The sequence below is a fragment of the Microbacterium sp. DWRC1-3 genome, assembly GCF_049896645.1.
In the GTDB taxonomy this organism is placed as follows: domain Bacteria; phylum Actinomycetota; class Actinomycetes; order Actinomycetales; family Microbacteriaceae; genus Microbacterium; species Microbacterium maritypicum.
In genome coordinates, this window is the sequence record NZ_JAFCUS010000001.1 from 1,507,146 (window position 1) to 1,530,858 (window position 23,713).

Below are 23,713 nucleotides of genomic sequence, written 5' to 3' on the forward strand. Positions count from 1 at the left end.
GAACGAGCGGGGTCTCAGCGCACGCGAGCCTCGGCGGCAGCCCGGGCGACCGGGACCAGACGGGTCAGCTGCGTCACGTGCGCGGGCTCGAGCTCGGCGAGGGAGGCGACCCCCAGCAGGCGCATCGTGCGCTCGATCTCGCTGCGCAGGATCGCGATAGTCCGGTCGACGCCCTGACGCCCACCCGCCATCAGCCCGTAGAGGTACGCCCGTCCGATCAGGGTGAAGTCCGCTCCGAGGGCCACGGCCGCGACGATGTCCGCGCCGTTCATGATGCCGGTGTCGATCATGACGGTGAAGTCGTCGCCGACGGCCTTGCGCACCTCGGGGAGCAGGTGGAACGGGATCGGCGCACGGTCGAGCTGGCGTCCTCCGTGATTGGAGAGCACGATGCCGTCGACACCCGCATCACGCAGGCGCACAGAGTCCTCGACGTTCTGCACGCCCTTGATCACGATCTTGCCGGGCCAGATGTCGCGGATGACCGCGAGGTCGTCGTAGCTGATCGTCGGGTCCATCGCCGCGTCCAGCAGCTCGCCGACCGTGCCGCCCGTGGTGCTGAGAGACGCGAACTCGAGCTTCGGGGTGGTGAGGAAGTCGTACCACCACCAGGGCCGCGGGATCGCATTGATGATCGTGCCGAGGGTGAGCTGCGGCGGGATGCTGAACCCGTTGCGCTTGTCGCGCAGGCGGGCACCGGCGACGGGGGTGTCCACCGTGAACTGCAGGGTGTCGAACCCCGAGGCGGCCGCACGACGGGTGAGCTCATACGAGATCTCGCGATCGCGCATGACGTAGAGCTGGAACCAGTTGCGCCCGTGCGGGTTGGCGGCCTTCACACCCTCGATCGAGGTGGTGCCGAGCGTCGAGAGCGTGAACGGGATGCCGGCTGCCGCCGCGGCGCCCGCACCCGCGGTCTCCCCCTCGGTCTGCATCAGACGCGTGAATCCGGTGGGCGCGATTCCGAACGGCAGGGCAGAAGGCCCGCCGAGGATCTCGACGCTCGTGTCGACCGTGGGCGCCGGGCGGAGGATGCCGGGGTGGAACTCCACATCCTGGAACGCCTGGCGCGCGCGGGTCAGGGAAAGCTCGCCTTCGGCCGCTCCGTCGGTGTAGTCGAAGGCGGCCTTGGGCGTGCGCCGCTTGGCGATGAGGCGCAGATCGTCGATCGTGAGGGCACCCTCCAGACGCCGCTTGCGCCCGTCGAGTTCGGGCTTCTTGAACTTCATCAGCTCGAGGAGCTCGACGGGGTTCGGGAACTGGCGCTGCACCATGATGTGCCTCTCAGGTCTGGGGGTGGGTGTCACGGGTGAGCCCCGCGGACGTGTAGTAGCCGGTGATGTGGGTGTGGACCAGCGCGCGCGCTGCATCGACGTCGGCGGCATCGATGGCGGCGACGAGGGCGCGGTGCTCGGAGCGGAGTCGAGTCGCCATCGCTTCCCAGTCCGGGATCGCGGAGACTCCCGCCTGCACATAGGACTCGATCGAGGAACGAAGACCCGCCATCATCGCGGCGATGACCGTGTTGCCGCTGGCTTCGGCGAGGGAGAGATGCAGCTGAGCGTCGAGGGCGAGGAACTCCGCCGGGGCGAGGCCTCGAGCATCCATCGCCTCGAGCAGTTCGTGGGCGCGGCTCGTGTCGGGGTCGGACGCCGCAGCCAGCATCTGGACGACCGCGTCTTCGAGCACCAGACGTGTGCGTACGACATCGTCCAGAGGGAAGCCCTGAGCCGCGACCTGCAGCCGCAACAGCGCCGACATGCCCCCGGTGGGCGTGGCGATGACGATGGCGCCCGACTGCGGGCCTGAGCCGGTCGCGGTGCGGATGAGGCCCATCACCTCGAGGACGCGGAACGCCTCCCGAACACTGGATCGGCCGACGCCGAGCTCGGTGGCCAGATCACGCTCGGAGGGCAGCCGGTCGCCCGGGCCGAGGCGGGCATCGAGGAGGTCGCGTTCGATGTGCTCGAGCACGAGTCGCCATGCGCGCGCCGGCTGTTCCGCCATCGATCCTCCTGTGGTCTGACCACAGAGTATCGCCTGTGGTCAGACCACGCAAACAGGCGCGGAAAGACAGCGCCCCTCGCGGGAGGCACGCGGGAGTCTCCTTCACCGCGCGCGACGAAAAGCGCTCTTCCTGGAACGTGGAGAGGGAGCCGTGCGGAGCCTCAGCCCAGGCGCCCGCCGGACTCTTCGAGGTAGCAGGTGCCGCACAGCGACTCATAGGTGGTCAGCTCGGGCGAGGCCGAGCCGGTGGCGCCCTCGTCGATCGCGACCTGGTCGCCGTCGAACACGAAACGCCCGCCGACCACGCGACCGTTGAACACGGCCTTGCGTCCGCAGCGGCAGATGGTCTTGAGCTCCTCGAGCGAGTGCGCGATCGCGAGCAGGCGCGCGGACCCGGGGAACGCGTGCGTGAGGAAGTCGTTGCGGATGCCGTACGCGATGACCGGGATTCCGTCGACCACCGCGATGCGGAAGAGGTCGTCGACCTGCGACGGCGTGAGGAACTGCGCCTCATCGATCAGCAGGCAGGCCACGTCGATCGGGCCTTCTGGGAGCAGCTCGTCATCCGACGTGTGCTGCATGCGTCCTCGATGAGTGGCGAAGATCACGCGGGCATCGTCGTCGGGAGCGATGAGGAAATCGACCTGGCGCGTCACGCCCAGTCGACTCTCGATCTCTGACGCTCCTTTGGTGTCGATCGCCGGCTTCGCCAGCAGCACCCGCTGTCCGCGCTCTTCGTAGTTGTAGGCGGCCTGCAGCAATGCCGTCGACTTGCCCGAGTTCATCGCGCCGTAGCGGAAGTAGAGCTTCGCCACGGTGCCGGCTCAGACGTTGATGCCGAGTGCGGCTGCGGTCGCTTCGGTCGACTTCTCCGCGAGTGCCGCGTCCTCATTCAGCTTCTCGCCGAAGGTCGGGATCAGCGCGCGCAGCTCGGGCTCCCAGCCCGGGTACTCCGCGGGGAAGCACTTCTTGAGCAGATCGAGCATGATCGGGACGGCGGTCGAGGCACCGGGAGAGGCGCCCAGCAGACCGGCGATCGACCCGTCAGACGCGGCGACGACCTCGGTGCCGAACTGCAGGATGCCGCCCTTCTTCGGGTCTTTCTTCATGACCTGAGCACGCTGACCGGCGTCGATGAGGGTCCAGTCCTCATCCTTCGCGGTCGGCATGAAGGTGCGCAGGCTGTCGACCTTCTTGGCGTGGTTCTTCAGCAGCTCGCTGACGAGGTAGGTGATGAGGTCGGGGTTCTTCACCGCCACCTGCAGCATCGGCAGCAGGTTGTGCGGGCGCACCTGGGTGACGATGTCGAGCATCGACCCGTTCTTCAGAAACTTGGGGCTGAAGGTCGCGAACGGCCCGAACATGAGCGAGGCCTCGCCGTCGACGACGCGGGTGTCGAGGTGCGGAACCGACATGGGCGGAGCCCCGACGGACGCCTGCGAGTACACCTTCGCCTTGTGCTGAGCGACGACGGTCGGGTTCGTGGTCTTGAGGAACTGTCCGCCGATGGGGAAGACTCCGTAGCCCTTGATCTCGGGGATGCCGGAGTTCTGCAGCAGCTTGAGCGCCCAGCCGCCGGCCCCGACGAACACGAAGCGCGCCTTGACCTCGTTCGGAGTGTGCCCGATGCGGTTGCGGTACTTGACCAGCCAGGTGCCGTCCTTCTGCTTCTTCAGGCTGCGCACCTCGTGGTTCGTGCGCAGCGTGACGCCGGAGTCGGTCAGGTGGTCGAAGAGCTGGTTGGTGAGGGCGCCGAAGTCGACGTCGGTGCCGGCGGGGACGCGGGTCGCGGCGAACGGCTCACCCTTGACGCGCTGCTGCATGAGCAGCGGCGCCCACTTGTTGATGACGCGGGAGTCCTCGCTGTACTCGATACCGGCGAACAGCGGCTGCTTCTTGAGCACCTCGTAGCGGTTCCTGAGGTACGCGACATCCTTCTCGCCGCGCACGAACGTCATGTGCGGCGTCGCGTTGATGAAGGTCGACGGCGCGTCGAGCACGCCCTTCTCCACGAGCGACGACCAGAACTGACGGCTCTGCTGGAACTGCTCGTTGATCGAGACCGCCTTGGCCGGGTCGAGCGGAGCGTCTCCCTGCTGCGGCATGTAGTTCAACTCGCACAGCGCAGCGTGCCCCGTGCCGGCGTTGTTCCACGGATTCGAGCTCTCCTGAGCCACCTCGGAGAGTCGCTCGAAGGCGACGATCTTCCACTCCGGCTGCAGCTCGTGCAGGAGAGTACCCAGGGTGGCGCTCATGATGCCACCGCCGATCAGGACGACATCGACGTTTTCAGTCACCGAACCAGTCTAGTTCGCGGGCGCGTCGTCGCAGACCATGCGGACCTGCTGCGCCAGACCGCTTCCGCATCGCGGGCATACCGTCAGGCTATGACCGCCAGGCGCTCCGCCAGGATCTCGGCGATCTGCACGGCGTTCAGCGCGGCGCCCTTGCGCAGGTTGTCGTTGCTCAGGAAGAGCACGAGTCCCTTACCCTCGGGTGCGGACTGGTCGGCGCGGATGCGACCGACGAAGCTCGGGTCTTTGCCGGCAGCCTGCAGCGGCGTGGGAACCTCGTCGAGGACGACACCGGGGGCCGCGCTCAGCACCTCCCTGGCACGCTCGGGAGTGATGTCACGCGCGAACTCGACGTTGATCGAGAGCGAGTGGCCGGTGAAGACCGGGACCCGCACGCAGGTGCCGGCCACGCGGAGGCCGGGGAGTTCGAGGATCTTGCGGCTCTCGTTGCGGAGCTTCTTCTCCTCGTCGGTCTCGTTGTCGCCGTCGTCGACCAGGTTGCCGGCGAAGGGGATCACATCGAACGCGATCGGGGCGATGTACTTCTCGGGTTCGGGGAAGTCCACCCCGGATCCGTCGTGCACGAGACGAAGGGTGTCGCCCTGGGCGAGCACACCCTCGACCTGGCCGAGCAGCTCCTGAGCGCCGGCGAGTCCCGAGCCGGAGACGGCCTGGTAGGTGGACACGATCAGACGCTCGAGGCCGGCCTCGGCGTGCAGCGCCTTCAGCACCGGCATCGCCGCCATCGTGGTGCAGTTCGGGTTCGCGATGATGCCCTTGGGGCGCTCGTCGATCGCGTGCGGGTTGACCTCGCTGACCACGAGCGGAACCTCGGGGTCCATGCGCCAGGCGCTGGAGTTGTCGACGACCACGGCACCGGCAGCGGCGAAGCGCGGCGCATAGGCGCGGCTCGCCGTGGCTCCCGCCGAGAACAGGGCGATGTCGATGCCCGTGGCATCCGCCGTCTCGACGTCTTCGACGATCACGGTCGCGCCGCCGAACTCGATGGCCGTGCCGGCGGAGCGCGCGGAGGAGAACAGCCGCAGGTCGCGGATCGGGAACGACCGCTCGGCGAGAATCTCGCGCATGACGGTGCCCACCTGGCCGGTGGCGCCGACGATGGCGACGGAGAGTCCTGATTCGGAGATGCGGGTCATGATGTTCCTTGGCTTCGTGCGGTACTGCGTACGAGGCTTCGGGCGCGGCGTCGGGGTGCTGAGGCTGCGCCTGGCGCCGGTGTCAGGGTTTCGGTGAGTCTACCGTGCCCCCGACAGGCCGCCGGCCCTGCGCTGCCGGCTCTCGCACGGTCGGCAGGAAAACGGCGGCGAGCGGTAGAGATCAGCGGCCGGTGCCGGCGTGGACCGTGGCCTCGGCGTCGCCGTCGAGCCCGTAGGCGGTGTGCACGGTGCGTGCGGCCTCGGTCAGGTCAGTGTCGCGCAGCACCACGGAGATGCGGATCTCGGAGGTCGAGATCATCTCGATGTTGATGCCGCCGGCCGACAGCGCCTCGAAGAGGGTGGCGGAGACGCCCGAATGCGTGCGCATCCCCGCACCGACGACGGAGAGCTTGCCGATCTGATCGTCGTGGATCAGGTTCTGGAATCCGACCTCGGTCTGCTCACCGGCGAGGGCCTTGAGAGCTCCCGCCGCATCGGCCTTGGGCACCGTGAAGGAGATGTCGGTGCGTCCGGTGGCAGAGACGTTCTGCACGATCATGTCGACGTTCGCGCCCGACTTGGCGACGATCTTGAAGATCTCGGCAGCCTTGCCCGGCACGTCGGGCACACCCGCGACCGTGATCTTGGCCTGGCTGAAGTCGGTGGCGACACCGGCGACGATCGGTTCTTCCATGACTGCTCCCTCGGCTTCGCGGGGGTTCTTCATACCCTCGCCCAGAACGTATGTGCCCTCGGCCGACGAGAAGGTCGACCGAGCGTGAATGAGGACGCCGTGACGGCGCGCGTACTCGACGGCGCGGATGTACAGCACCTTGGCGCCGTTGGCGGCGAGCTCGAGCATCTCCTCGCTGGAGACATGATCGAGCTTCTGCGCCTTGGGGATCACGCGCGGATCGGCGGTGAAGATGCCGTCGACATCGCTGTAGATCTCGCACACGTCGGCGTCGAGCGCAGCGGCGAGGGCGACGGCCGTGGTGTCGGAGCCACCACGGCCGAGCGTGGTGATGTCGCGGGTGTCGCGGTTGAAGCCCTGGAACCCGGCGACGATCACGATCGCCCCCTCGTCGAGGGCTTCACGCAACCGCACGGGAGTGACGTCGACGATGCGAGCGGCCCCGTGCTGGGAGTCGGTGATCATGCCCGCCTGGCTGCCCGTGAAGGAGCGCGCTTCGAACCCCATCGAGTGGATCGCCATGGCCAGCAGCGCCATCGAGATGCGCTCTCCGCTGGAGAGGAGCATATCGAGCTCGCGCGGGGCGGGGATCGGTGCGACCTCGTTCGCGAGGTCGAGTAGCTCGTCGGTGGTGTCGCCCATCGCGCTCACGGCGACGACCACGTCGTGGCCAGCACGACGCGTGTCGACGATGCGCTTGGCGACGCGTTTGATGCTCTCTGCGTCGGCGACGGACGAGCCGCCGTACTTCTGCACGATGAGGGCCACGATCACTCCCTGGGATGACGGGCGGATCCGCCCACGCTCATTCTACGATCGGCGCGTATGCTCCGTTGCGCATGTGTCACCCGTCCGGTTGTCTGGCCTCGTCCGCGTGACCGGATGCGCGAGCGCGGCTAGAGGGCGGGCGGGAGCGCCTGGGCCGAGACCGGACGCAGTCGTCCGCCCGTGGCGGCGAACCAGCAGCCGATGATGATCAACGGGAAGCCGATCAGCAGGCCGGGGGTCAGTGGCTCGGCGAGGACGATCGCGCCGAGGATGATCGCGACCACCGGGTTCACGTAGGTGAACAGCGGTGCGCGCACCGGCCCCACCTCCCGGATGAGCGCGAAGAACGCCAGGAACGCCACCGCCGTGCAGATCACGGCGAGCACGAGGAGCGCGGCGATCGAGGGCACGCTGGGCACCTGATGCTGGGTGAGCAGGCCGATCGGGAGGTAGAAGACGCCGATCATCAGAAGCGACAGGGTGATGGTGCCGAGCGAGGGCACATCGTTGAGCTTGCGCGCGACGATGAAGGGAGCGATCGCATACAGCACGGCGACCAGGAGCACCTCCCCCGCAGCGAGAAGACTGACCTCGCCGCCGAAGAGCCCGGGACCGGCGACCACGATCGCGACGCCGATGAAACCGATGAGCAGTCCGATCCCGCGGGCAGGCCGGAGCACTCCACGATCGCCGCCGCCGAGGGCGATCAGTGCGGCGAACAGCGGAACGGTCGCCACGAGCAGACCGGTCATTCCCGAAGGCAGCGTCATCTCGGCGTGGCCGAGCAGCAGGAAGGGTCCGGCCATCTCGACCGCACCGAAGGCGAGTACCCACGGCCAATGCTTCAGCGCGGCGCGCAACGCACCGCTGCGGATCGCGAACGGCAGCAGCAGCAGAGCGGCGATGAGCGTGCGCCCCGCCACGATCGCCGGGGGCGAGAACGACTCGACCGCGACACTGATGAACAGATACGGCACTCCCCACAGCAGCGCCATGGCTCCGAAGAGAAGCCAGCCGCGACGCGAGAAACCCGCGTTCGGGCTCACAGGATCCGTCGGCCCTCGAAGGCACGCCCGAGGGTGACCTCATCGGCGTACTCGAGGTCGCCGCCCACGGGCAGCCCGGAGGCGAGGCGCGAGACCGTGATCTGCATGGTCGTCAGCAGACGGCTGAGGTAGCTCGCAGTCGCCTCCCCCTCGAGGTTCGGGTTGGTGGCGAGGATGACCTCCTGCACCGTGCCGTCGGCGAGACGGGTCATGAGCTGGGCGATGCGCAGATCGTCCGGTCCGATGCCGGCGATGGGGCTGATGGCTCCGCCGAGCACGTGATAGAGGCCGCGGAACTCCCTGGTGCGCTCGATGGCCGCGACGTCTTTCGCGTCTTCGACCACACAGATCAGTGCCTGGCTGCGACGCGGGTCACGGCAGATGGCGCAGCGCTCCTGCTCGGCGACGTTGCCGCAGATCTCGCAGAACCGCACGCGGATGCGGATCTCGCTGAGCAGCTCGGCAAGACGTGCGACGTCGAACGTCGGCGTCTGCAGGATATGGAAGGCGATCCGCTGGGCGGACTTCGGGCCGATGCCGGGGAGCCGACCGAACTCGTCGATCAGCTCCTGAACGATGCCGTCGTACATCAGGAGAACCTCGTCGGGGGCTCGTAGGGCTCTTCGCGCAGGAACGTCGCGCCGAGCACCTGGCGGATCACGGCCTCACCGTAGCGCTGCACTCCCCCGACGGAGGGCGAGCGCTCGATGACGACCGGCGGAGCGGCCACGGCCGTGCGCTGCGTCTGCGGCGCGGACCGTTCGGGAGGAGAGTGGCGCGACACGGACGGCTCGGCCGGCGGCTCGTACGACGGGTCGTACGGAGGTTCGTCGTCATAGGCCGGAGCCTCGTCGTCGCCGGGCAGCGGGGGCTCGTCGCGGTCCACGACACCGTCCGCAGGGGGAACCGGAGCCGAGGCCGCAGCCTCCACCTCTTCGGGCTCCTCGTCGACGGGAAGGGGCGCCGAAGGAGCCGGGGCGTCGCGCACCTGCTCCTCGTGCGCGGTCGGGATCGGCGCGACGGCCCACTCCGTCACCGACGATGCGGATGCGCCACGGACCTGCGAACGAGGAGACCCCGCTGACGCAGGCTCCGATGCGGGGGCGGAATCGGCCGGTGTCGATGCGCCGGACGATGCGGGCTGGCGCGGAGCGCCCCCGGCGGGCATCGGCGCGGGAAGGTACTTCACCCGCACGCCGAGCTCGTTCTCGATCGCCGAGCGCAGGTGATCGGACGGGCCTGAGCCCGGAGTCGTCCCCTTGAACTTCGCGACGTCGTGCTGGCTGGTGAACCCGAGCGTCAGCACCTCGGTCTCGGTGACGTACGCCAGCGGCTGCACGGCCGTGGCCAGCAGCCAGGATGTGCGGCTGATGCTCTCGAGCCGCGTGAGCACCGCCGGCCAGGCCGCACGGACGCGCTCGAACGTGACCGGTCCTTGCGGGGCGGCCGGCTCGGCGGGAGCGGCCTCCGGCGCGGTGGTCTCGCTCGCCGGCGCGGCGACGGGACTCTGCACGGCGACAGGGCTCTGCTCGGCGACAGGGCTCTGCTCGGGAGCAGGGCTCGGTTCTGCGGCGGGGCTCTGCGCGCCCGCGGCACTCGGTGCGGACGGTGCGGACGCCGCGGCTGGTGCGGATGCCGCGGCAGCAGGAGTGGAGACCGTCGGGGCGGGAGCGGAGACCGCCGGGGCGGCTTGACGGACGGGGGCCACCGCACGCTCGCCCGCGGGGGCAGGCGCCACGGCTGCAGCCTCGGTCGCGCCGGCGAGGACGCGCGCGACCATGAGCTCGAGGTGCAGACGCGGCGATGTGGCACCCGACATGTCGTCGAGGGCCGCACTCACCACGTCGGCCGTGCGCGAGAGCCGCGCGGAGCCGAACACGTCGGCCTGGGTGCGCATGCGCTCCAGGTCGTCTTCCGCGATACCGCGCAGAACGGCCGAGGCACCGGCACCGACCGCGGCGATCACGATGAGGTCGCGCAGGCGCTCGAGCAGGTCGTCGACGAAACGGCGAGGGTCTTGCCCGGTCTGCACCACGCGGTCGATAGCGGGGAACGCGGCTGCCGCATCTCCTGCGGCGAGCGCGTCGACGATCTCGTCGAGGAGGGCGCCGTGCGTGTAGCCGAGCAGGGAGACGGCGCGCGCGTAGCCGACGGTGACGGTCTCGGATCCGGCAGGTGCGTCGGAGCCGGCGATCAGCTGGTCGAGCAGCGAGAGCGTGTCACGGGGCGAGCCGCCACCGGCGCGGACCACGAGCGGGAGGACACCCTGTTCGACGATCACGCCCTCTTCGGCGCACAGCTTGGCGACGTACTCGAGCATCGCGGCCGGCGGCACGAGCCGGAACGGATAGTGGTGCGTGCGGGAGCGGATGGTGCCGAGCACCTTCTCTGGCTCGGTGGTCGCGAAGATGAACTTGACGTGCTCCGGCGGCTCTTCGACGAGCTTCAGCAGTGCGTTGAAGCCCTGCGGCGTCACCATGTGCGCCTCGTCGAGGATGAAGATCTTGTACCGGTCGCGGCTGGGGGCGAACGTCGCCCGCTCGCGCAGGTCGCGTGCGTCGTCGACGCCGTTGTGGCTCGCCGCGTCGATCTCGACGACATCAAGCGATCCACCGCCGGCGCGCGAGAGCTCGACGCAGCTGGGGCAGACGCCGCAGGGCACGTCTGTCGGCCCCTCGGCGCAGTTCAGGCAGCGCGCCAGGATGCGCGCTGACGTGGTCTTTCCGCACCCGCGAGGCCCGGAGAACAGGTAGGCATGTCCTACCCGGTCACCGCGCAGCGCCGTCATGAGCGGATCGGTCACCTGGGACTGCCCGATCATCTCGCCGAACGTCTCGGGTCGGTAGCGGCGGTAGAGGGCTGTGGTCACCTCAACAGCCTACGGCGTGCCACCGACCTTCGGCGGGCCCGAGCGTCAGTCGATCGCTTCGATCACCGGGATCGTCGTCGTGATCACGGGAACGGACGCCGACATGCGCGTGCCATCCTCGCGTCGGGCGTCGGCGAACTGCCGGAGCGTCGGGCGACCGGGGATCAGCGGACCCTGATCGGCGAGCGGCACGACAACCTCGTCCTCGACCGTCGCGATGTACGAGGCCTCCCGCACGCTGAACGGCACCGGGGGGCCGCTGCGCACCTGCACGCGCAGCTCGTCCTTCGTCACCGTCACGTGCAGAGTCGATCCCTGCCACTGGAGCGGGAACGACAGCGACGGCCAGCTCGCCGGCAGCCGCGGGTCGAAGCTCAGGTCGCCTGCGTAGTCGCGCATGCCGCCGAAGCCGCACACCAGGGCCGTCCACACCCCGCCGGCGGAGGCGACGTGCACGCCGTCCGCCGCGTTGTGGTGCAGATCATGCAGGTCGACGAACAGCGACTGCTCGAAGTACTTCTGCGCGAGGTCCTGGTAGCCGACCTCGGCCGCGAGGATCGACTGCACGACCGCCGAAAGGGTCGAGTCGCCCGTGGTCAGCGGGTCGTAGTAGTCGAAGTCGGCCTTCTTCTCCTCGGGCGTGAAGTGGTTGCCCTGAAGGAACAGCGCGAGCACGACATCGGCCTGCTTGAGCACCTGGAACCGGTAGATCACCAGCGGGTGGAAGTGCAGCAGGAGCGGACGCTGCTCGGCGGGCGTGTTGGCCAGATCCCACACCTCGCGCTCGAGGAACAGGGAGTCCTGCGGATGGATGCCGAGTCCCTCGCTGTACGGGATGTACATGGCCTCTGCGGCGCGGTCCCACGCTTCGGCCTCGCCCGGACCGAGGCCGGTGCGATCGACCAGCTTCACGTAGTCGTCAGGGTGGCTCTCCTTGATCTCGCGCACGATCTTGGCCGCGTAGCGCAGGTTGTAGCGCGCCATCACGTTCGTGTAGAGATTGTCGTTCACGACCGTCGTGTACTCATCCGGCCCGGTGACGCCGTGGATGTGGAAGGTCTCGATCCCGTCTCCCGGCGCTCCCTCGACGAGACGCGAGGCACGCCAGAAACCGAGGGTCGCCCACAGCCGCGCCGTCTCGATCGCGATGTCGGCGCCCTCGCGCCGCAGGAACTCCTCGTCGCCCGTCGCGCGCACGTACTTGCCCAGCGCGAAGCTGATGTCGGCGTTGATGTGGTACTGCGCGGTGCCGGCGGCGTAGTAGGCCGAGGCCTCCTCGCCGTTGATGGAGCGCCAGGGGAACAGCGCCCCCGCCTCGTTGAGCTGCGATGCCCGTCGACGCGCCGCCGGGAGCATGCGCACCCGCGCACGCAGAGCGTTGTACGCCCATCGCGGTGACGTGTATGTCAGGAACGGAAGCACGTAGATCTCGGTGTCCCAGAAGTAGTGCCCGCTGTACCCCGAACCGGAGACACCCTTGGCGGGGACGCCGGCCCCGTCGGCGCGCGCCGACGCCTGGGCGAGCTGGAACAGGCACCAGCGCGTGGCCTGCTGCAGATCGTCGCGTCCGCCGATCTGCACGTCGCTGCGCTCCCAGAACGCGTCGAGCCACTCCCGCTGACGGCGGAACACGGTCTCGACGCCCTCGTCCGCCGCGCGGTCGAGGGAGCGGCGGCAGCGGTCGACCAGCTCACGCGGAGGCACGCCTCGTGACGTGTGGTAGCTCACGAGCTTGGTGACGGTGATCGGCACCCCCGCCTTCGCCTGCACGCGGAACACGTTCTTGGCGATGTCGGCCTCGATGAGCGTGCGGGCGTTGTACTCGTTCTCGGTCTCGACGACGTGATCCGCGACCACGGCGACGGTCATCCCCGAGTCGGCGACACGGTACGACAGGGCCGAGCGCAGCCCGTCCTGCCAGTGCTCAGCGGGCTCCAGAACGCGATCGGCGATCTTCTCGGCCTTGCGCGGGTCGAATGCCGCGGCCTTCGTGCCGATCGGTGTGCCCGCATAGACACCGGCACCGTCCTGCCGGTTGAGCAGCTGGCAGCTGATCGTGACCGGGGCATCGGAGTTCTCCACCACGACCTCGAGCCGCAGCACCGCGAGGTGGCGCTCCTCGAAGCTCACGATGCGCTCGTCGCGCATGCGCACGCGCTTTCCCGACGGAGTCTCCCAGACCACGAGGCGCTCCAGCACACCGGTGCGCAGATCGAGCGTGCGCCGGTACTCGCGCACGTCGGCGTCGTCGAGCGAGACGGGCTCGTCGTCGACGTACACGCGCATGACCTTCGCGTCCGGGGCGTTGACGATCGTCTGCCCGACCTCCGCGAAGCCGTAGGCCTGCTCGGCGTGACGGATCGGCCAGGTCTCGTGCAGGCCGTTGATGAACGTGCCGTGCTCCTGGGCGCCGCGGCCCTCGATGTGGTTGCCGCGCAGGCCGAGGTAGCCGTTGCCGACGGAGAACAGCGTCTCGCCGACGCCCTCCTCCGAGTAGTGCGTGTCGATCAGACGCCACGGGTCGACGGGGAAGCGGTCGCGGTCGATCATGCGGTCTCCGGGATGTCGTTGCGGGAAGCGGGAAGGAACACGTCGAGGTCGTCGACCACGACGGTGGCGCCGGCGGCGCGCAGGGCGTCGGCGCCCGCGCCGCGGTCGACGCCGACCACGGTCGCGAAGCCGGCTGCGGCTGCGGATGCGGCGCCGGAGGTGGCGTCCTCGACGGCGACGGCACGTGCCGGGTCGACCCCGAGGGCTGCGGCACCGGCGGCGAACATGTCGGCCGCGGGCTTGGAGGCGAGTCCGTCGCGTTCGGCGACGACGCCGTCGACCACGATCCGGAAGAAGGAGCGCAGGCCCGCGGCCCCCAGCACCTCTTCGGCGTTCTTGGAGCTCGACACCACGCCGAGCGGGATGCCCACGACGTGCAGGCTCTCGACGAGCGCGAGCGAGCCGGGGTACGGCGCGATCCCCTGAGCGCGCAGAGACGCGGCGAACGCGGCGTTCTTGCGGTTGCCGATGCCGCAGACGGTCTCGGCGGTCGGCTCGTCGTCGACATCGCCCCAGGGCAGCTCGACGTTGCGGCTGCGCATCAGGCTCGCGACACCGTCGTAGCGCTTCTTGCCGTCGACGTAGTCGTAATAGTCGGCGTCGGTGTAGGGCGCCGTGATACCCCATCGCGCGAACACATCGTCGAAGACGGCCTTCCAGGCACGCATGTGCACCTCGGCCGTCGGGGTGAGCACGCCGTCGAGGTCGAAGAGCACGCCGTCGGCGTGGAACAGGTCGGGCAGTGCTTCAGGCACAGAGCCTCCAGGAGAAGGGCGATCGTCGGGCCGGCACCTCTCCGTGCCACTGTGCAAGCGTAATGCGGCGGCGCGCCGCGGGGTAACCCCCGCGGACGGATCAGATCAGCTCGGCCGTCTGCCGGGCGATCTGCAGCTCTTCGTCGGTCGGCACGACGAGCACGGTCACCGGGGACGCATCCGCGGAGATCCGACGGATGCCGCGCTCGCGTGCCGCGTTCCTGACGGGGTCGATCTCCACGCCGGCGAAGCCGAGCGTGGCCATCGCGGCAGCGCGCACCGGCGCGGCGTTCTCGCCCACACCGGCGGTGAAGGAGATGACGTCCACTCCCCCGAGCTGTGCGATGTAGGCCCCCGCGTAGGCGCGCAGCCGGTGCACGTACACGTCGAAGGCCAGAACCGCCGCGTCCTCCCCCGCCTCGACCCCGGCGAGGATGTCGCGCATGTCGCTGCGGCCGGCGAGACCTGCGAGCCCGCTGCGCGTGTTGAGCAGGGAGTCGAGGTCGTCGATCGAGAGACCGGCACGGCGGGACAGGTGCACGAGTGCCGCGGGATCGATGTCACCCGAGCGCGTCCCCATCACGAGTCCCTCGAGCGGGGTGAGGCCCATCGAGGTCTCCACCGATCGTCCGCCGTCGATCGCGGTGACCGACGCCCCGTTGCCGAGATGGAACACCAGCTGGCGGAGATCGGCGAGGTCACGGCCGAGGAAGTCCGCCGCCGCCGCGCTCACGTACTGGTGGCTCGTGCCGTGGAAGCCGTAGCGGCGCACCCGGTGCTCCGCGGCGAGCGCGGCATCGATCGCATAGGTGTAGGCGGCGGGCGGGAGCGTCTGGTGGAACGCGGTATCGAACACCGCCACGTGCGGCACTTCGTCGAACACCGCGCGCGCGGCGACGATGCCGGCGAGGTTCGCGGGGTTGTGCAGCGGCGCGAGCACCGCGAGCTCGTCGATCTGCCGCTCCACGTCGGCGTCGATGAGCGTCGGGGCGTAGAAGCGGGCGCCGCCGTGGACCACACGGTGCCCGACCGCGACGGGGCGATGCTCCTCGAGCGAGGGGCCGTGCGCGGCGAACTGCTCACGCATCACCTCGAAGGCCGCGGCGTGATCGGTGATCGGCCTCTCGCTGCGATAGGTCGCATCGAGCATGGTCGGCACGGCGTCGCCGTCGACCGCGGGGCGCACCGTGTGCGCGACCGGGCTGACGTCCTGCCCGATGCGCTCGATCAGTCCGCTGGCGAGCAGGTTCTCCTGCTCGATGTCGATCAGGCTGTACTTCAGCGAGGAGGACCCGCTGTTGATCACCAGGATCGCGCTCATGCAGCGCCTCCCGTCTGCGCAGACCCCTGGGCCTGGATGGCCGTGATGGCGACCGTGTTGACGATGTCGTCGACGAGCGCGCCACGGGAGAGGTCGTTGATGGGTTTGTTGAGCCCCTGCAGCACCGGGCCGATCGCGACCGCGCCGGCCGAACGCTGCACCGCCTTGTAGGTGTTGTTGCCGGTGTTCAGATCGGGGAACACGAAGACCGTCGCGCGCCCCGCCACAGCGGAGCCGGGGAGCTTCGCCTTGGCGACCGCCGCATCCGCGGCAGCGTCGTACTGGATCGGCCCCTCCACCGGCAGCTCGGGTGCACGCTCGCGCACGAGGGCGGTCGCCGCGCGGACCTTGTCGACGTCCGCTCCCGATCCGGACTCCCCCGTCGAGTACGACAGCATGGCCACGCGCGGTTCGATGCCGAACTGGCGGGCGGTCGTCGCCGACGAGATCGCGATGTCGGCGAGCTGCTCGCTCGTCGGGTCGGGGATCACGGCGCAGTCGCCGTAGACGAGCACCCGGTCGGCGAGAGCCATCAGGAACACGCTGGAGACCACGTTGACGCCCGGTTTGGTCTTGATGATCTCGAACGACGGACGGATCGTGTGCGCCGTCGTGTGCGCGGCGCCGGACACCATGCCGTCGGCGAGACCGAGGTGCACCATCATCGTGCCGAAGTACGACACATCCGTCACGGTGTCGGCGGCCTGGGCGAGGGTGATGCCCTTGTGCGCCCGCAGCCGCGCGTACTCCGCGGCGAACCGCTCGACGAGGTCGGGGTCGGTCGGGCTCAGCACCTGGGCGGCGGTGATGTCGATGCCGAGCTCGACGGCCCGCGCACGGATGGACGACTCGTCGCCGAGGATCGTCAGATCGGCGACCTCCCTCGCGAGGAGCGTGGCGGCGGCGCGCAGGATGCGATCGTCGTCGCCCTCCGGCAGCACGATGCGACGACGGTCGGCGCGGGCGCGTTCGATGAGTCCGTACTGGAACATCAGGGGCGTCACGACGTGCGCCTCTGCGAGCCCGAGCTGCTCGGTGAGCTCCGCGATGTCGACGTGGGATTGGAAGAGACCGAGCGCACGGTCATACCTTGCGCGCGAATCCGCCGAGATGCGGCCGCGGGTGCTCATCACACGCACCGCCGTGTCGTAGGTGCCGAGGTCCGTCGTGATGATCGGCACCGACGAAGCGAAGCCGTCGAGCAGCCGAACGATCGGCTCCGGCAGCGGGAACGGGCCGTTCAGGATGATGCCGGCGATGCGGGGGAACGTGCCGGAGGAGTCGGCCAGCAGCGCGGCCAGCAGCACCTCGGTGCGGTCGGCGGGGATCACCACGACCGCTTCCTCGGTGAGTCGCGGCAGCACGTTCACCATCGACATGCCCGCGACGACGATCGTCAGCGCCTCCCTCGTCAGACGATCGTCATCGCCTTGGAGCAGGGTGCCGTCGACGGCGGCGAGGATGCCGCGGATCGACGGTGCCACCAGCGCGCGGTCCTCGGGGATCGCCCACACCGGGGTGTTCTCGGCGGGGAGTGCGGCGTGCACGGCCTCGATGATGGCGTCGAGGGCTTCGGGATCGGCGCGATTGACGGCGACGGCGAACAGCTCGGCCCGCTCCTCGGCCAGCTCGGACAGCGCGAGGGCGGCGATCTGCGCGATCGCCCCGGCGGGACGCGCCGTGGTGGTCCCCAGCTGCTCGGCCTGGCGCTGCTGATCGCGGCCGCTGAGCACGAGGAGAACGGGTGCTCCGAGGTTGGCGGCGATCCTGGCGTTGAACCCGAGCTCGGCGGGGCTCGCGACGTCGGTGTAGTCGCTGCCGATGACGACGACCGCGTCGCACTGCGCCTCGACCGCCTTGAACCGCGCCACGATGGTCGACAGGGCGGCCTCGGGGTCGGATCGCACGTCGTCGTAGGTGACGCCGATGCAGTCCTCGTAGTCGAGGTTGACCCCGTCGTGCGCGAGCATCAGCTCGAGGATCTCGTCCCGCGCGGTGACCGAGCGGGCGAGGGGGCGGAACACGCCCACCCGCGGCGACACGCGCATGAGGGCGTCGAGCGCCCCGAGGGCGATCGTCGACTTTCCGGTATGGCCTTCGGCCGAGGTGATGTAGATGCTCTGCGCCACGGCTTCAGCTTAGGCGCGGCGCCCGTGAACCCACCGAGCATCTCACCGGAGCAAATGGCGCGGCATCACTCGCACGGGCCGGACATCGCGTCGACGACCGCCGTGGCGTCCGTCTGGAACCGCGAGTAGTAGTCGCGGTCGGTGTTGATCTGCACCCGGTGGATGGCATGCGAGGGCTCCATCGTCTGCCACTCGGGCAGCCGCCCGAGGCGATCGAAGAACAGCGTCGTCGCGGTGGCCGGGTCCATCCGCTGCTCGACGCTCCCCCACCACTCCTGCTGCTGGAAGAGGCCGATGCTGGTCGTGCGCGTCCCGTCGGGATTGGTGAATCCGCGCGTCTCCCAGTCGCCGTAGTCGATGTTGTGCAGGCTGCTCTCGCCCATCGCCGTCATCACCCCGAGGATCTGCCCCTCCCTCGGGAAGCCGAGGGCGCCGGCCGTGCGGATGATCGTAGCGGCGTTCTCGAGCTGCTCTCCGGTCCAGCCCTCGATCCCCGCTTCGGGGAACGTCTGCGGATCTTCGATGCAGATCGGGGCGGGATCGCGCGCGAGGCCCAACGGGATGAGCACCAGCAGTCCGACGGCGACGGCCAGCGCACCGGCCGACAGCAGCGTCCGCCGCAGGATCCTACGACGTCGCCGACGGTTCGCCGCCTTCCCTCTGGTCCCGGTCTTGCGATGTCTCGGTGTCGTGGTGCGTCTCGCCGCAGGCCTCTTCCTCGCCGGCCGGCGCTTCGCCCTCGATGCCGGTGCGGGGCTCATGACGTCAGGGCTCCGCCGGAGGTGCGACGACGACGCCCGACGAGAGCGGCGAGGCCGCCGCCGATCGCACCGAACAGGTGTCCCTGCCAGGAGATGCCCTCGGCGACGCCGAAGACCCCGGCGAGCATGGATCCGCCGTAGAGCGCGATCACGATGACGGCGATCACGGCGTAGAGGATGCGGTGCGCGACGCGACCGGGGGCGAACACCCTCATCACGACATAGCCGAAGTAGCCGAAGACCAGACCAGAGGCGCCGACCGTCAGAGTTCCGGGGGCGTTGAACACCCAGGTGCCGATACCGCCCACGACCGCGACCATGGCGGTGACGGCCCAGAACCGACGCGTGCCCTCGACCGCCACGAGACAGCCCAGCACGAGCAGAGGCACGGAGTTCGCGATGAGGTGCTGCCAGTTCGCGTGCAGGAGCGGACCGAGCACGATGCCGCCGAGCCCCGAGACGTCCCAGGACCGCAGCCCGAATCCGGTGAACGAGCCGGGAAGGATCGCATCGGCGAACTGCACGACCCACATCACGACGAGCAGGAGCACCGGCGAAGCGAATCGGCCGAGCGGATGCTGCGCCTTCTGCGGCGGGGTCACGGTCACCGGACGATTGTCGCAGGTGCAGCCACGAAGGGGCTGAGCGTGCGGTCGGGAGTGCCCGCGGGCAAAGAAAATGACTCTCCGCGCACCCAGCAGAGCCCGGTTACCCTTGCTGCGTTTCCGCCCTGGGGGAATTGGCCTGGATGCCGCCACGCGGAGAGCCGTCAACCATCCTAACCCGACCGGCGCGATGGGCCGAATCGTGCCTCTCCTCCCCGCGCATCCTCAGGGGAACCTGCCAGAGCGGCGCACCCTGTGCAGGGTTACGATCGAATAACGCGCACCGCTGCGCCGACGTGAGAGGGAACGCATGCCAGAGAACGCCCCCCTGATCCCGGTATCGATCGATGCCGAGACGTTCGCCGCGCAGACCTCTGCGATCCTCGGTTCGATCGGCCAGGTCATCGACGGCAAGCCGGATGCGGTGCGCAGCGCTCTCGTCTGCCTGCTGGCCGAGGGGCACCTGCTGATCGAAGACGTGCCGGGCGTCGGCAAGACCATGCTCGCCAGGGCTCTCGCCGCGAGCGTGGACGCGACCGTGCGCCGCATCCAGTTCACCCCCGACCTGCTCCCCGGTGACGTCACGGGTGTGTCGGTCTACAACCCAGTCGATCGCGAGTTCGAGTTCAAGCGCGGCGCCGTGTTCGCCCACATCGTGATCGCCGACGAGATCAACCGCTCCTCCCCCAAGACGCAGTCCGCCCTGCTGGAGGCGATGGAGGAGGGTCAGGTCACGGTCGACGGCGCCACGCACCTGCTGCCCCAGCCGTTCCTGGTCGTCGCGACGCAGAATCCCCTGGAGATGGAGGGCACCTACGCCCTCCCGGAAGCGCAGCGCGACCGATTCATGATGCGCATCTCGATGGGGTATCCGGATGCCGCCGCCGAGGCGCTCATGTTGCGTCAACGCGACGTCGTCAGCCCGCTCGCCGCCGTCACGCCCGTCGCGGACGCGGCATCCATCGCCCAGCTCATCGCGTGGGCGCGGGCGGTGCACGTGGCCCCGGCTCTCGAGGAGTACACGGTCGCCCTCGCCCAGGCCACCCGCTCCGACCCGAACCTCCACCTCGGCGCAAGCCCCAGGGCCACTCTGCAGCTGGTCAGGGCCGCGAAGGTGTGGGCGGCCCTCGACGGACGCGAGTACGTGATCCCCGACGACATCACCGCCCTGCTCATCCCGGTCCTCGCGCACCGTCTGCTCCCGGCGCGCGGCGCACACCGCGCAGGCGCACAGCCGATCGAGGCCGCCCTGACCCAGATCGTCGAGCGGGTGCGCGTGCCCGTCGCGACGCGTTCCTGACAGCTCTCATCATGCGACGACGTCGATCCCTCACCGGCCGCGGTGCCGGAGCGCTCGTCGCCGCGCTCTGCTGCCTGATCGCTGCGAACCTCCTGGGGGCGCGCGTGCTGCTCTACCTCGGTGTGCTGCTCGCTGCCGTCACCCTCTTCTCGCTCCTCGCGGTCCGCCTGCCGCGACGATCCGGCACCGTCACCCGCCAGATCTCGACCGACCTGCTGACCGTGTCCGAGACCTCACGAGTGACCGTGCGGTTCTCCCTGCGCGCCATCCGCGTGCCGCGCGGACTCTGGCACGACGTGCTCCCCGACGCCGTCTCCGCGGACTCCGGCGGCGAGTATCCTCCGGAGAACGGCCGGCTCAGCTACCTGATCACGGGTGTGCGGCGCGGCGTCTGGCCCGTCGGCCCGCTGATGCTGCGCACGGTGGACCCGTTCGGTCTGGCACAGCGCGAGCAGGCGTTCGGGGAGACCAGGAGCGTGACCGTCGTCCCCGAGGTGTTCGCCCTCGCGCCTCTCGCCGTGCGGGTCGGTGCCGCCGGTGGAACCGCGCACACCTCGTCGACCCGGCTCGGACAGGGCAGCGACAACCTCTCGCCGCGGGGATACATCCCGGGCGACTCGATGCGTCGCATCCATTGGAGGGCGACGGCGCACCGGGGTCAGCTGATGGTGCGGCAGGAAGAGGAGGAGTCCAGCCCCGACGCGGTGGTCGTGCTCGACCGGAGCGGCCGCCGCTGGGATGCCCCCGGGGCCGAGGCCGATCCGGCCTTCGAAGCCGCCGTCTCGCTGTGCGCCTCCGCTGCGGTGCACCTGGCCTCCGAGGGCTACAGCGTCGACGTTCTCGACAGCGCGGGCACCCTCCTCGGCGCTCTCCGCGGCCACGAAGACGACCGCGACGGGCTGCTCACGGCTCTCGCGATGGTCACGCCCCGCGGCGAGAGCCGCGACCTGGTGGCACTCATCGGCGGAACACCGCCCGGCCCACTCGTCTACATCACCGGCCGCCTCGACGAAGAGGACGCCGCGGTGCTGCGTGCCGCCGGCGCCGCTGCGCCGATGCTGTTCAGCACCGAACTGCTCCCGGGCGCCACCGAGGCCTCCACCCGTCACGGCTGGACCGTGGCACGGCTCGGCGACGACATCTCCGCCGCCTGGGAGGATGCCGTCTCGGCACGGATCGGAGTCGGCGATGTTCCGCGCTGAACAGGCCCCGCCGGCCGCACCCGCCGCGGTGCGCCGACCGGCGTTCTGGCACCGCGACCACGAGGAGCCGGCCGGGGTGGTCGGCACCGGGGCACTGGCGGCGACGGCGGCGCTCGTGGCCATGTGGCCCTTCACCTCGGTCATCGCTCCCGGAGCCTGGTCGTTCACCGTCATCGCCGTGATCGTCGCCGTGGCCGGCACCGGAATGCTGATGCGGCACCTGCTGCGCCGACGAGCCGAGTGGGTGCAGGACCTCGCCACGCTCGCCACGCAGGTCGTGGTCGCCGTCGCCGTCGTGACGCTGCTCATCGCCGGTGACACCGCCCTCTTCGGGATGATCCCGACCTCCGCGACGCTGACGCTGTTCGGGGTGCTCGGCGCCTCCGCTGTCGAGGCGGTCGTGTTCGGCTCCGCGCCGCTGGATCCCTCCCCCGGGCTCGCGGCCGCCATGGGCATCGGCTTCGCGGTCGTCGCGATACTCCTGGACCACCTCGTCACCCACCGTTCCGCCGTATTGGCGGTGCTGCTGACCGGGGCCGTCGGCGCTGTGCCGATGATCGTCACCCTCGGCGAGACGAACGTCGTCTGGTTCGTGCTCTTCGGTGCGGTCGCCCTCCTCGTCTTCCGCCACACGGCGCGCAGACATCCGGAATCCCCACGCCGCTCCTCCGCATCGGTCGCCGTCGCGATCGGGGCCGCCGCGATGGCGACGACCATCGCCGTCGCCCCGATGCTTCCTGTCAGCACCAGCCTCGCCGGCACCGGCGTCGGCGTCACGGTCGATGCATCGCTGCGTCTGGGTGACGATCTGCGCCAGCCCAATCCGGTCGAGGTCCTGACCGTGGCGGCGAAAGGCGAGACCGCGCCGTATCTGCGCCTGACGACGCTCTCGCGGTTCGACGGACGCGTCTGGCAACCCGACGACGGGGATCTGCAGTCGCAGGACGACGGATTCGGTCCCCCGGAATGGGGAGAGGACATCACGACGGAGGAGCAGACCACCTCCATCCGCGTGCTGCGGATGTCGAGTTCCTGGCTCCCCGTGCCCTACCCCGCCACCACCGTGCAGGGTCTCAGCAACGCATGGCGGATCGCCCCCGAGAACCGCACGCTGTACTCCCGCGGCGCCGATGCCGTCGGGAACGACTACACGGTCACCTCGTCGCGACTCCTCCCCACGCTCGAGCAGATCCGGGCCATCGATGCCGCCGCTCCCGTCGTCGATCCCGACGCCGAACCGGTCGAGCTGCCCGGCATCATCGGCGAGCTGGCCACCGAGGTGACCGCAGCCGCGAGCACCGACTACGACCGGCTCATCGCGCTGCAGAACTGGTTCCGTTCGCAGTTCGCCTACTCGCTGGAGACCCCGGTGGAGGAAGGCTTCGACGGCACGGGGGCAGAAGCCGTCGCGGAGTTCCTCGACGCGCGATCCGGGTATTGCGTGCATTTCGCGGGGGCGTTCGCACTGATGGCGGAGAGCCTCGGCATGCAGGTGCGCATCGTCGTGGGATACCTCCCCGGCTCGCTCACCGACGAGAAGCGCGGCAGCGAGTCGGTGTTCTCGGTGACCAGCGATCGGCTGCACTCCTGGCCCGAGGTGCTGTTCCCCGGTGTCGGGTGGGTCCCGTTCGAACCCACCGCGTCGCTGGGTGTACCCACGGCCTTCCGCCCGGGGGCGACGCAGGGCAGCGGATCCGGGACCCCGCCCGCACCGGCACCCACCACGGCACCGCAGGCCGAGCAGACCTCGGGTCCCGAGGTCGACCGCAACGACGCCGGCGGAGACTCGGCCAGCAGCGGCGAGCTGCGCCGCCTCGACCCGACACCGGTCGCCCTCACCACCCTCGGCGTCGTCGTGCTGCTCCTGCTTCCCGCGCTCATCCGGCTCGCGGAACGTCGGGCGCGCCTGAGCAGGGCGCGCCGTGGTGATCCGGCCGCCGCCTGGGCGGAGTTGCGCGACACCCTGATCGACCTGCAGATTCCCGTCACCGACGCCGACACTCCCCGCGTGCGTGCGGCCGGTCTGGTGCGGCAGAACGGGGTGGATGCACACGCGATGCGTCGGCTGACGGATGCGGTCGAGCGGTCGAACTATGCCCGCTCCGGCGAGGCATCGGACGATCTCGCCGAACCACTGGGTGAGGTGCTCGCGAGCCTGCGACAGAGCGCCGATCGAGCGACGAGGGTGCGGGCGGTGCTGGTGCCCCGCTCCCTGTATGCGCCGCGAGCCGCCGAACCCGGTATGACGGCCTGAA

18 protein-coding genes and 1 other RNA gene are annotated in these 23,713 nt (G+C 69.7%); 3 read left to right on the plus strand and 16 right to left on the minus strand.

Annotation, left to right across the window (positions count from 1 at the left end; translation table 11 throughout):
- Nucleotides 1–14: 14 nt before the first annotated feature.
- The 16 genes from ACP699_RS07190 to ffs all read right to left on the minus strand — a co-directional run bounded on the left by ACP699_RS07190 (nt 15) and on the right by ffs (nt 19,122).
- Nucleotides 15–1,274 (minus strand): alpha-hydroxy acid oxidase, encoded by a 1,260-nt coding sequence (locus ACP699_RS07190; protein WP_055865311.1) that lies wholly within the window; start codon nt 1,272–1,274, stop codon nt 15–17.
- A 10-nt stretch (nt 1,275–1,284) separates the two neighbouring features.
- On the minus strand, nt 1,285–2,007 hold the full coding sequence (locus ACP699_RS07195; protein ID WP_426170302.1) for a FadR/GntR family transcriptional regulator: 723 nt from the start codon (nt 2,005–2,007) through the stop codon (nt 1,285–1,287).
- A gap of 161 nt (nt 2,008–2,168) precedes the next feature.
- On the minus strand, nt 2,169–2,822 hold the full coding sequence (locus ACP699_RS07200; protein ID WP_055865320.1) for a thymidine kinase: 654 nt from the start codon (nt 2,820–2,822) through the stop codon (nt 2,169–2,171).
- Nucleotides 2,823–2,831: 9 nt separating this feature from the next.
- Complete coding sequence (locus tag ACP699_RS07205) at nt 2,832–4,304, minus strand: malate:quinone oxidoreductase (protein ID WP_055865323.1); 1,473 nt, start codon at nt 4,302–4,304, stop codon at nt 2,832–2,834.
- Between the two features lie 83 nt (nt 4,305–4,387).
- Complete coding sequence (locus ACP699_RS07210) at nt 4,388–5,458, minus strand: aspartate-semialdehyde dehydrogenase (protein WP_426170305.1); 1,071 nt, start codon at nt 5,456–5,458, stop codon at nt 4,388–4,390.
- 181 nt (nt 5,459–5,639) lie between these two features.
- Nucleotides 5,640–6,920: an aspartate kinase gene (locus ACP699_RS07215; RefSeq protein ID WP_031205603.1), complete on the minus strand. Its 1,281-nt coding sequence runs from the start codon at nt 6,918–6,920 to the stop codon at nt 5,640–5,642.
- Between the two features lie 128 nt (nt 6,921–7,048).
- Nucleotides 7,049–7,966 carry a DMT family transporter gene (locus ACP699_RS07220; RefSeq protein WP_426170308.1) on the minus strand — a complete coding sequence of 306 codons (918 nt, stop codon included), beginning with the start codon at nt 7,964–7,966 and terminating at the stop codon, nt 7,049–7,051.
- A complete protein-coding gene (gene recR, locus ACP699_RS07225) occupies nt 7,963–8,556 on the minus strand; it encodes a recombination mediator RecR (RefSeq protein ID WP_017829084.1) in 594 nt (197 codons plus the stop codon). The genes ACP699_RS07220 and recR overlap by 4 nt, the downstream gene beginning before the upstream one ends.
- A complete protein-coding gene (locus tag ACP699_RS07230) occupies nt 8,556–10,835 on the minus strand; it encodes a DNA polymerase III subunit gamma and tau (protein WP_426170311.1) in 2,280 nt (759 codons plus the stop codon). Before ACP699_RS07230 ends, recR begins: the two co-directional genes overlap by 1 nt.
- A gap of 45 nt (nt 10,836–10,880) precedes the next feature.
- Complete coding sequence (locus ACP699_RS07235; protein ID WP_055865336.1) at nt 10,881–13,385, minus strand: glycoside hydrolase family 65 protein; 2,505 nt, start codon at nt 13,383–13,385, stop codon at nt 10,881–10,883.
- A complete protein-coding gene (locus tag ACP699_RS07240) occupies nt 13,382–14,140 on the minus strand; it encodes an HAD-IA family hydrolase (RefSeq protein WP_055873987.1) in 759 nt (252 codons plus the stop codon). The genes ACP699_RS07235 and ACP699_RS07240 overlap by 4 nt, the downstream gene beginning before the upstream one ends.
- 100 nt (nt 14,141–14,240) lie before the next feature.
- Entirely contained in the window at nt 14,241–15,461 is a 1,221-nt protein-coding gene (locus tag ACP699_RS07245; protein ID WP_055873990.1) for an acetate/propionate family kinase, read from the minus strand.
- Nucleotides 15,458–17,590, minus strand: a complete 2,133-nt coding sequence (gene pta / locus ACP699_RS07250) for a phosphate acetyltransferase (RefSeq protein ID WP_055865346.1) — start codon at nt 17,588–17,590, stop codon at nt 15,458–15,460. Before pta ends, ACP699_RS07245 begins: the two co-directional genes overlap by 4 nt.
- Before the next feature lie 65 nt (nt 17,591–17,655).
- Complete coding sequence (locus ACP699_RS07255) at nt 17,656–18,351, minus strand: hypothetical protein (RefSeq protein WP_426170315.1); 696 nt, start codon at nt 18,349–18,351, stop codon at nt 17,656–17,658.
- Entirely contained in the window at nt 18,348–18,959 is a 612-nt protein-coding gene (locus tag ACP699_RS07260) for a rhomboid family intramembrane serine protease (protein ID WP_302793196.1), read from the minus strand. The genes ACP699_RS07255 and ACP699_RS07260 overlap by 4 nt, the downstream gene beginning before the upstream one ends.
- A 66-nt stretch (nt 18,960–19,025) precedes the next feature.
- An RNA gene (gene ffs, locus ACP699_RS07265) (signal recognition particle sRNA small type) lies at nt 19,026–19,122 on the minus strand.
- Between the two features lie 144 nt (nt 19,123–19,266).
- On the opposite strand from ffs, the gene ACP699_RS07270 reads away from it, so the two are divergent.
- Genes ACP699_RS07270 through ACP699_RS07280 form a run of 3 tightly spaced genes read left to right on the plus strand, consistent with a single transcriptional unit; the run spans nt 19,267 to nt 23,712 of the window.
- Complete coding sequence (locus ACP699_RS07270) at nt 19,267–20,256, plus strand: AAA family ATPase (RefSeq protein ID WP_151485923.1); 990 nt, start codon at nt 19,267–19,269, stop codon at nt 20,254–20,256.
- Nucleotides 20,257–20,267: 11 nt separating this feature from the next.
- Nucleotides 20,268–21,458: a DUF58 domain-containing protein gene (locus ACP699_RS07275; RefSeq protein WP_151485922.1), complete on the plus strand. Its 1,191-nt coding sequence runs from the start codon at nt 20,268–20,270 to the stop codon at nt 21,456–21,458.
- Nucleotides 21,445–23,712, plus strand: coding sequence for a transglutaminaseTgpA domain-containing protein (locus tag ACP699_RS07280; protein WP_426170318.1), 2,268 nt, complete (start codon nt 21,445–21,447; stop codon nt 23,710–23,712). Before ACP699_RS07275 ends, ACP699_RS07280 begins: the two co-directional genes overlap by 14 nt.
- Nucleotide 23,713 lies beyond the last annotated feature (1 nt).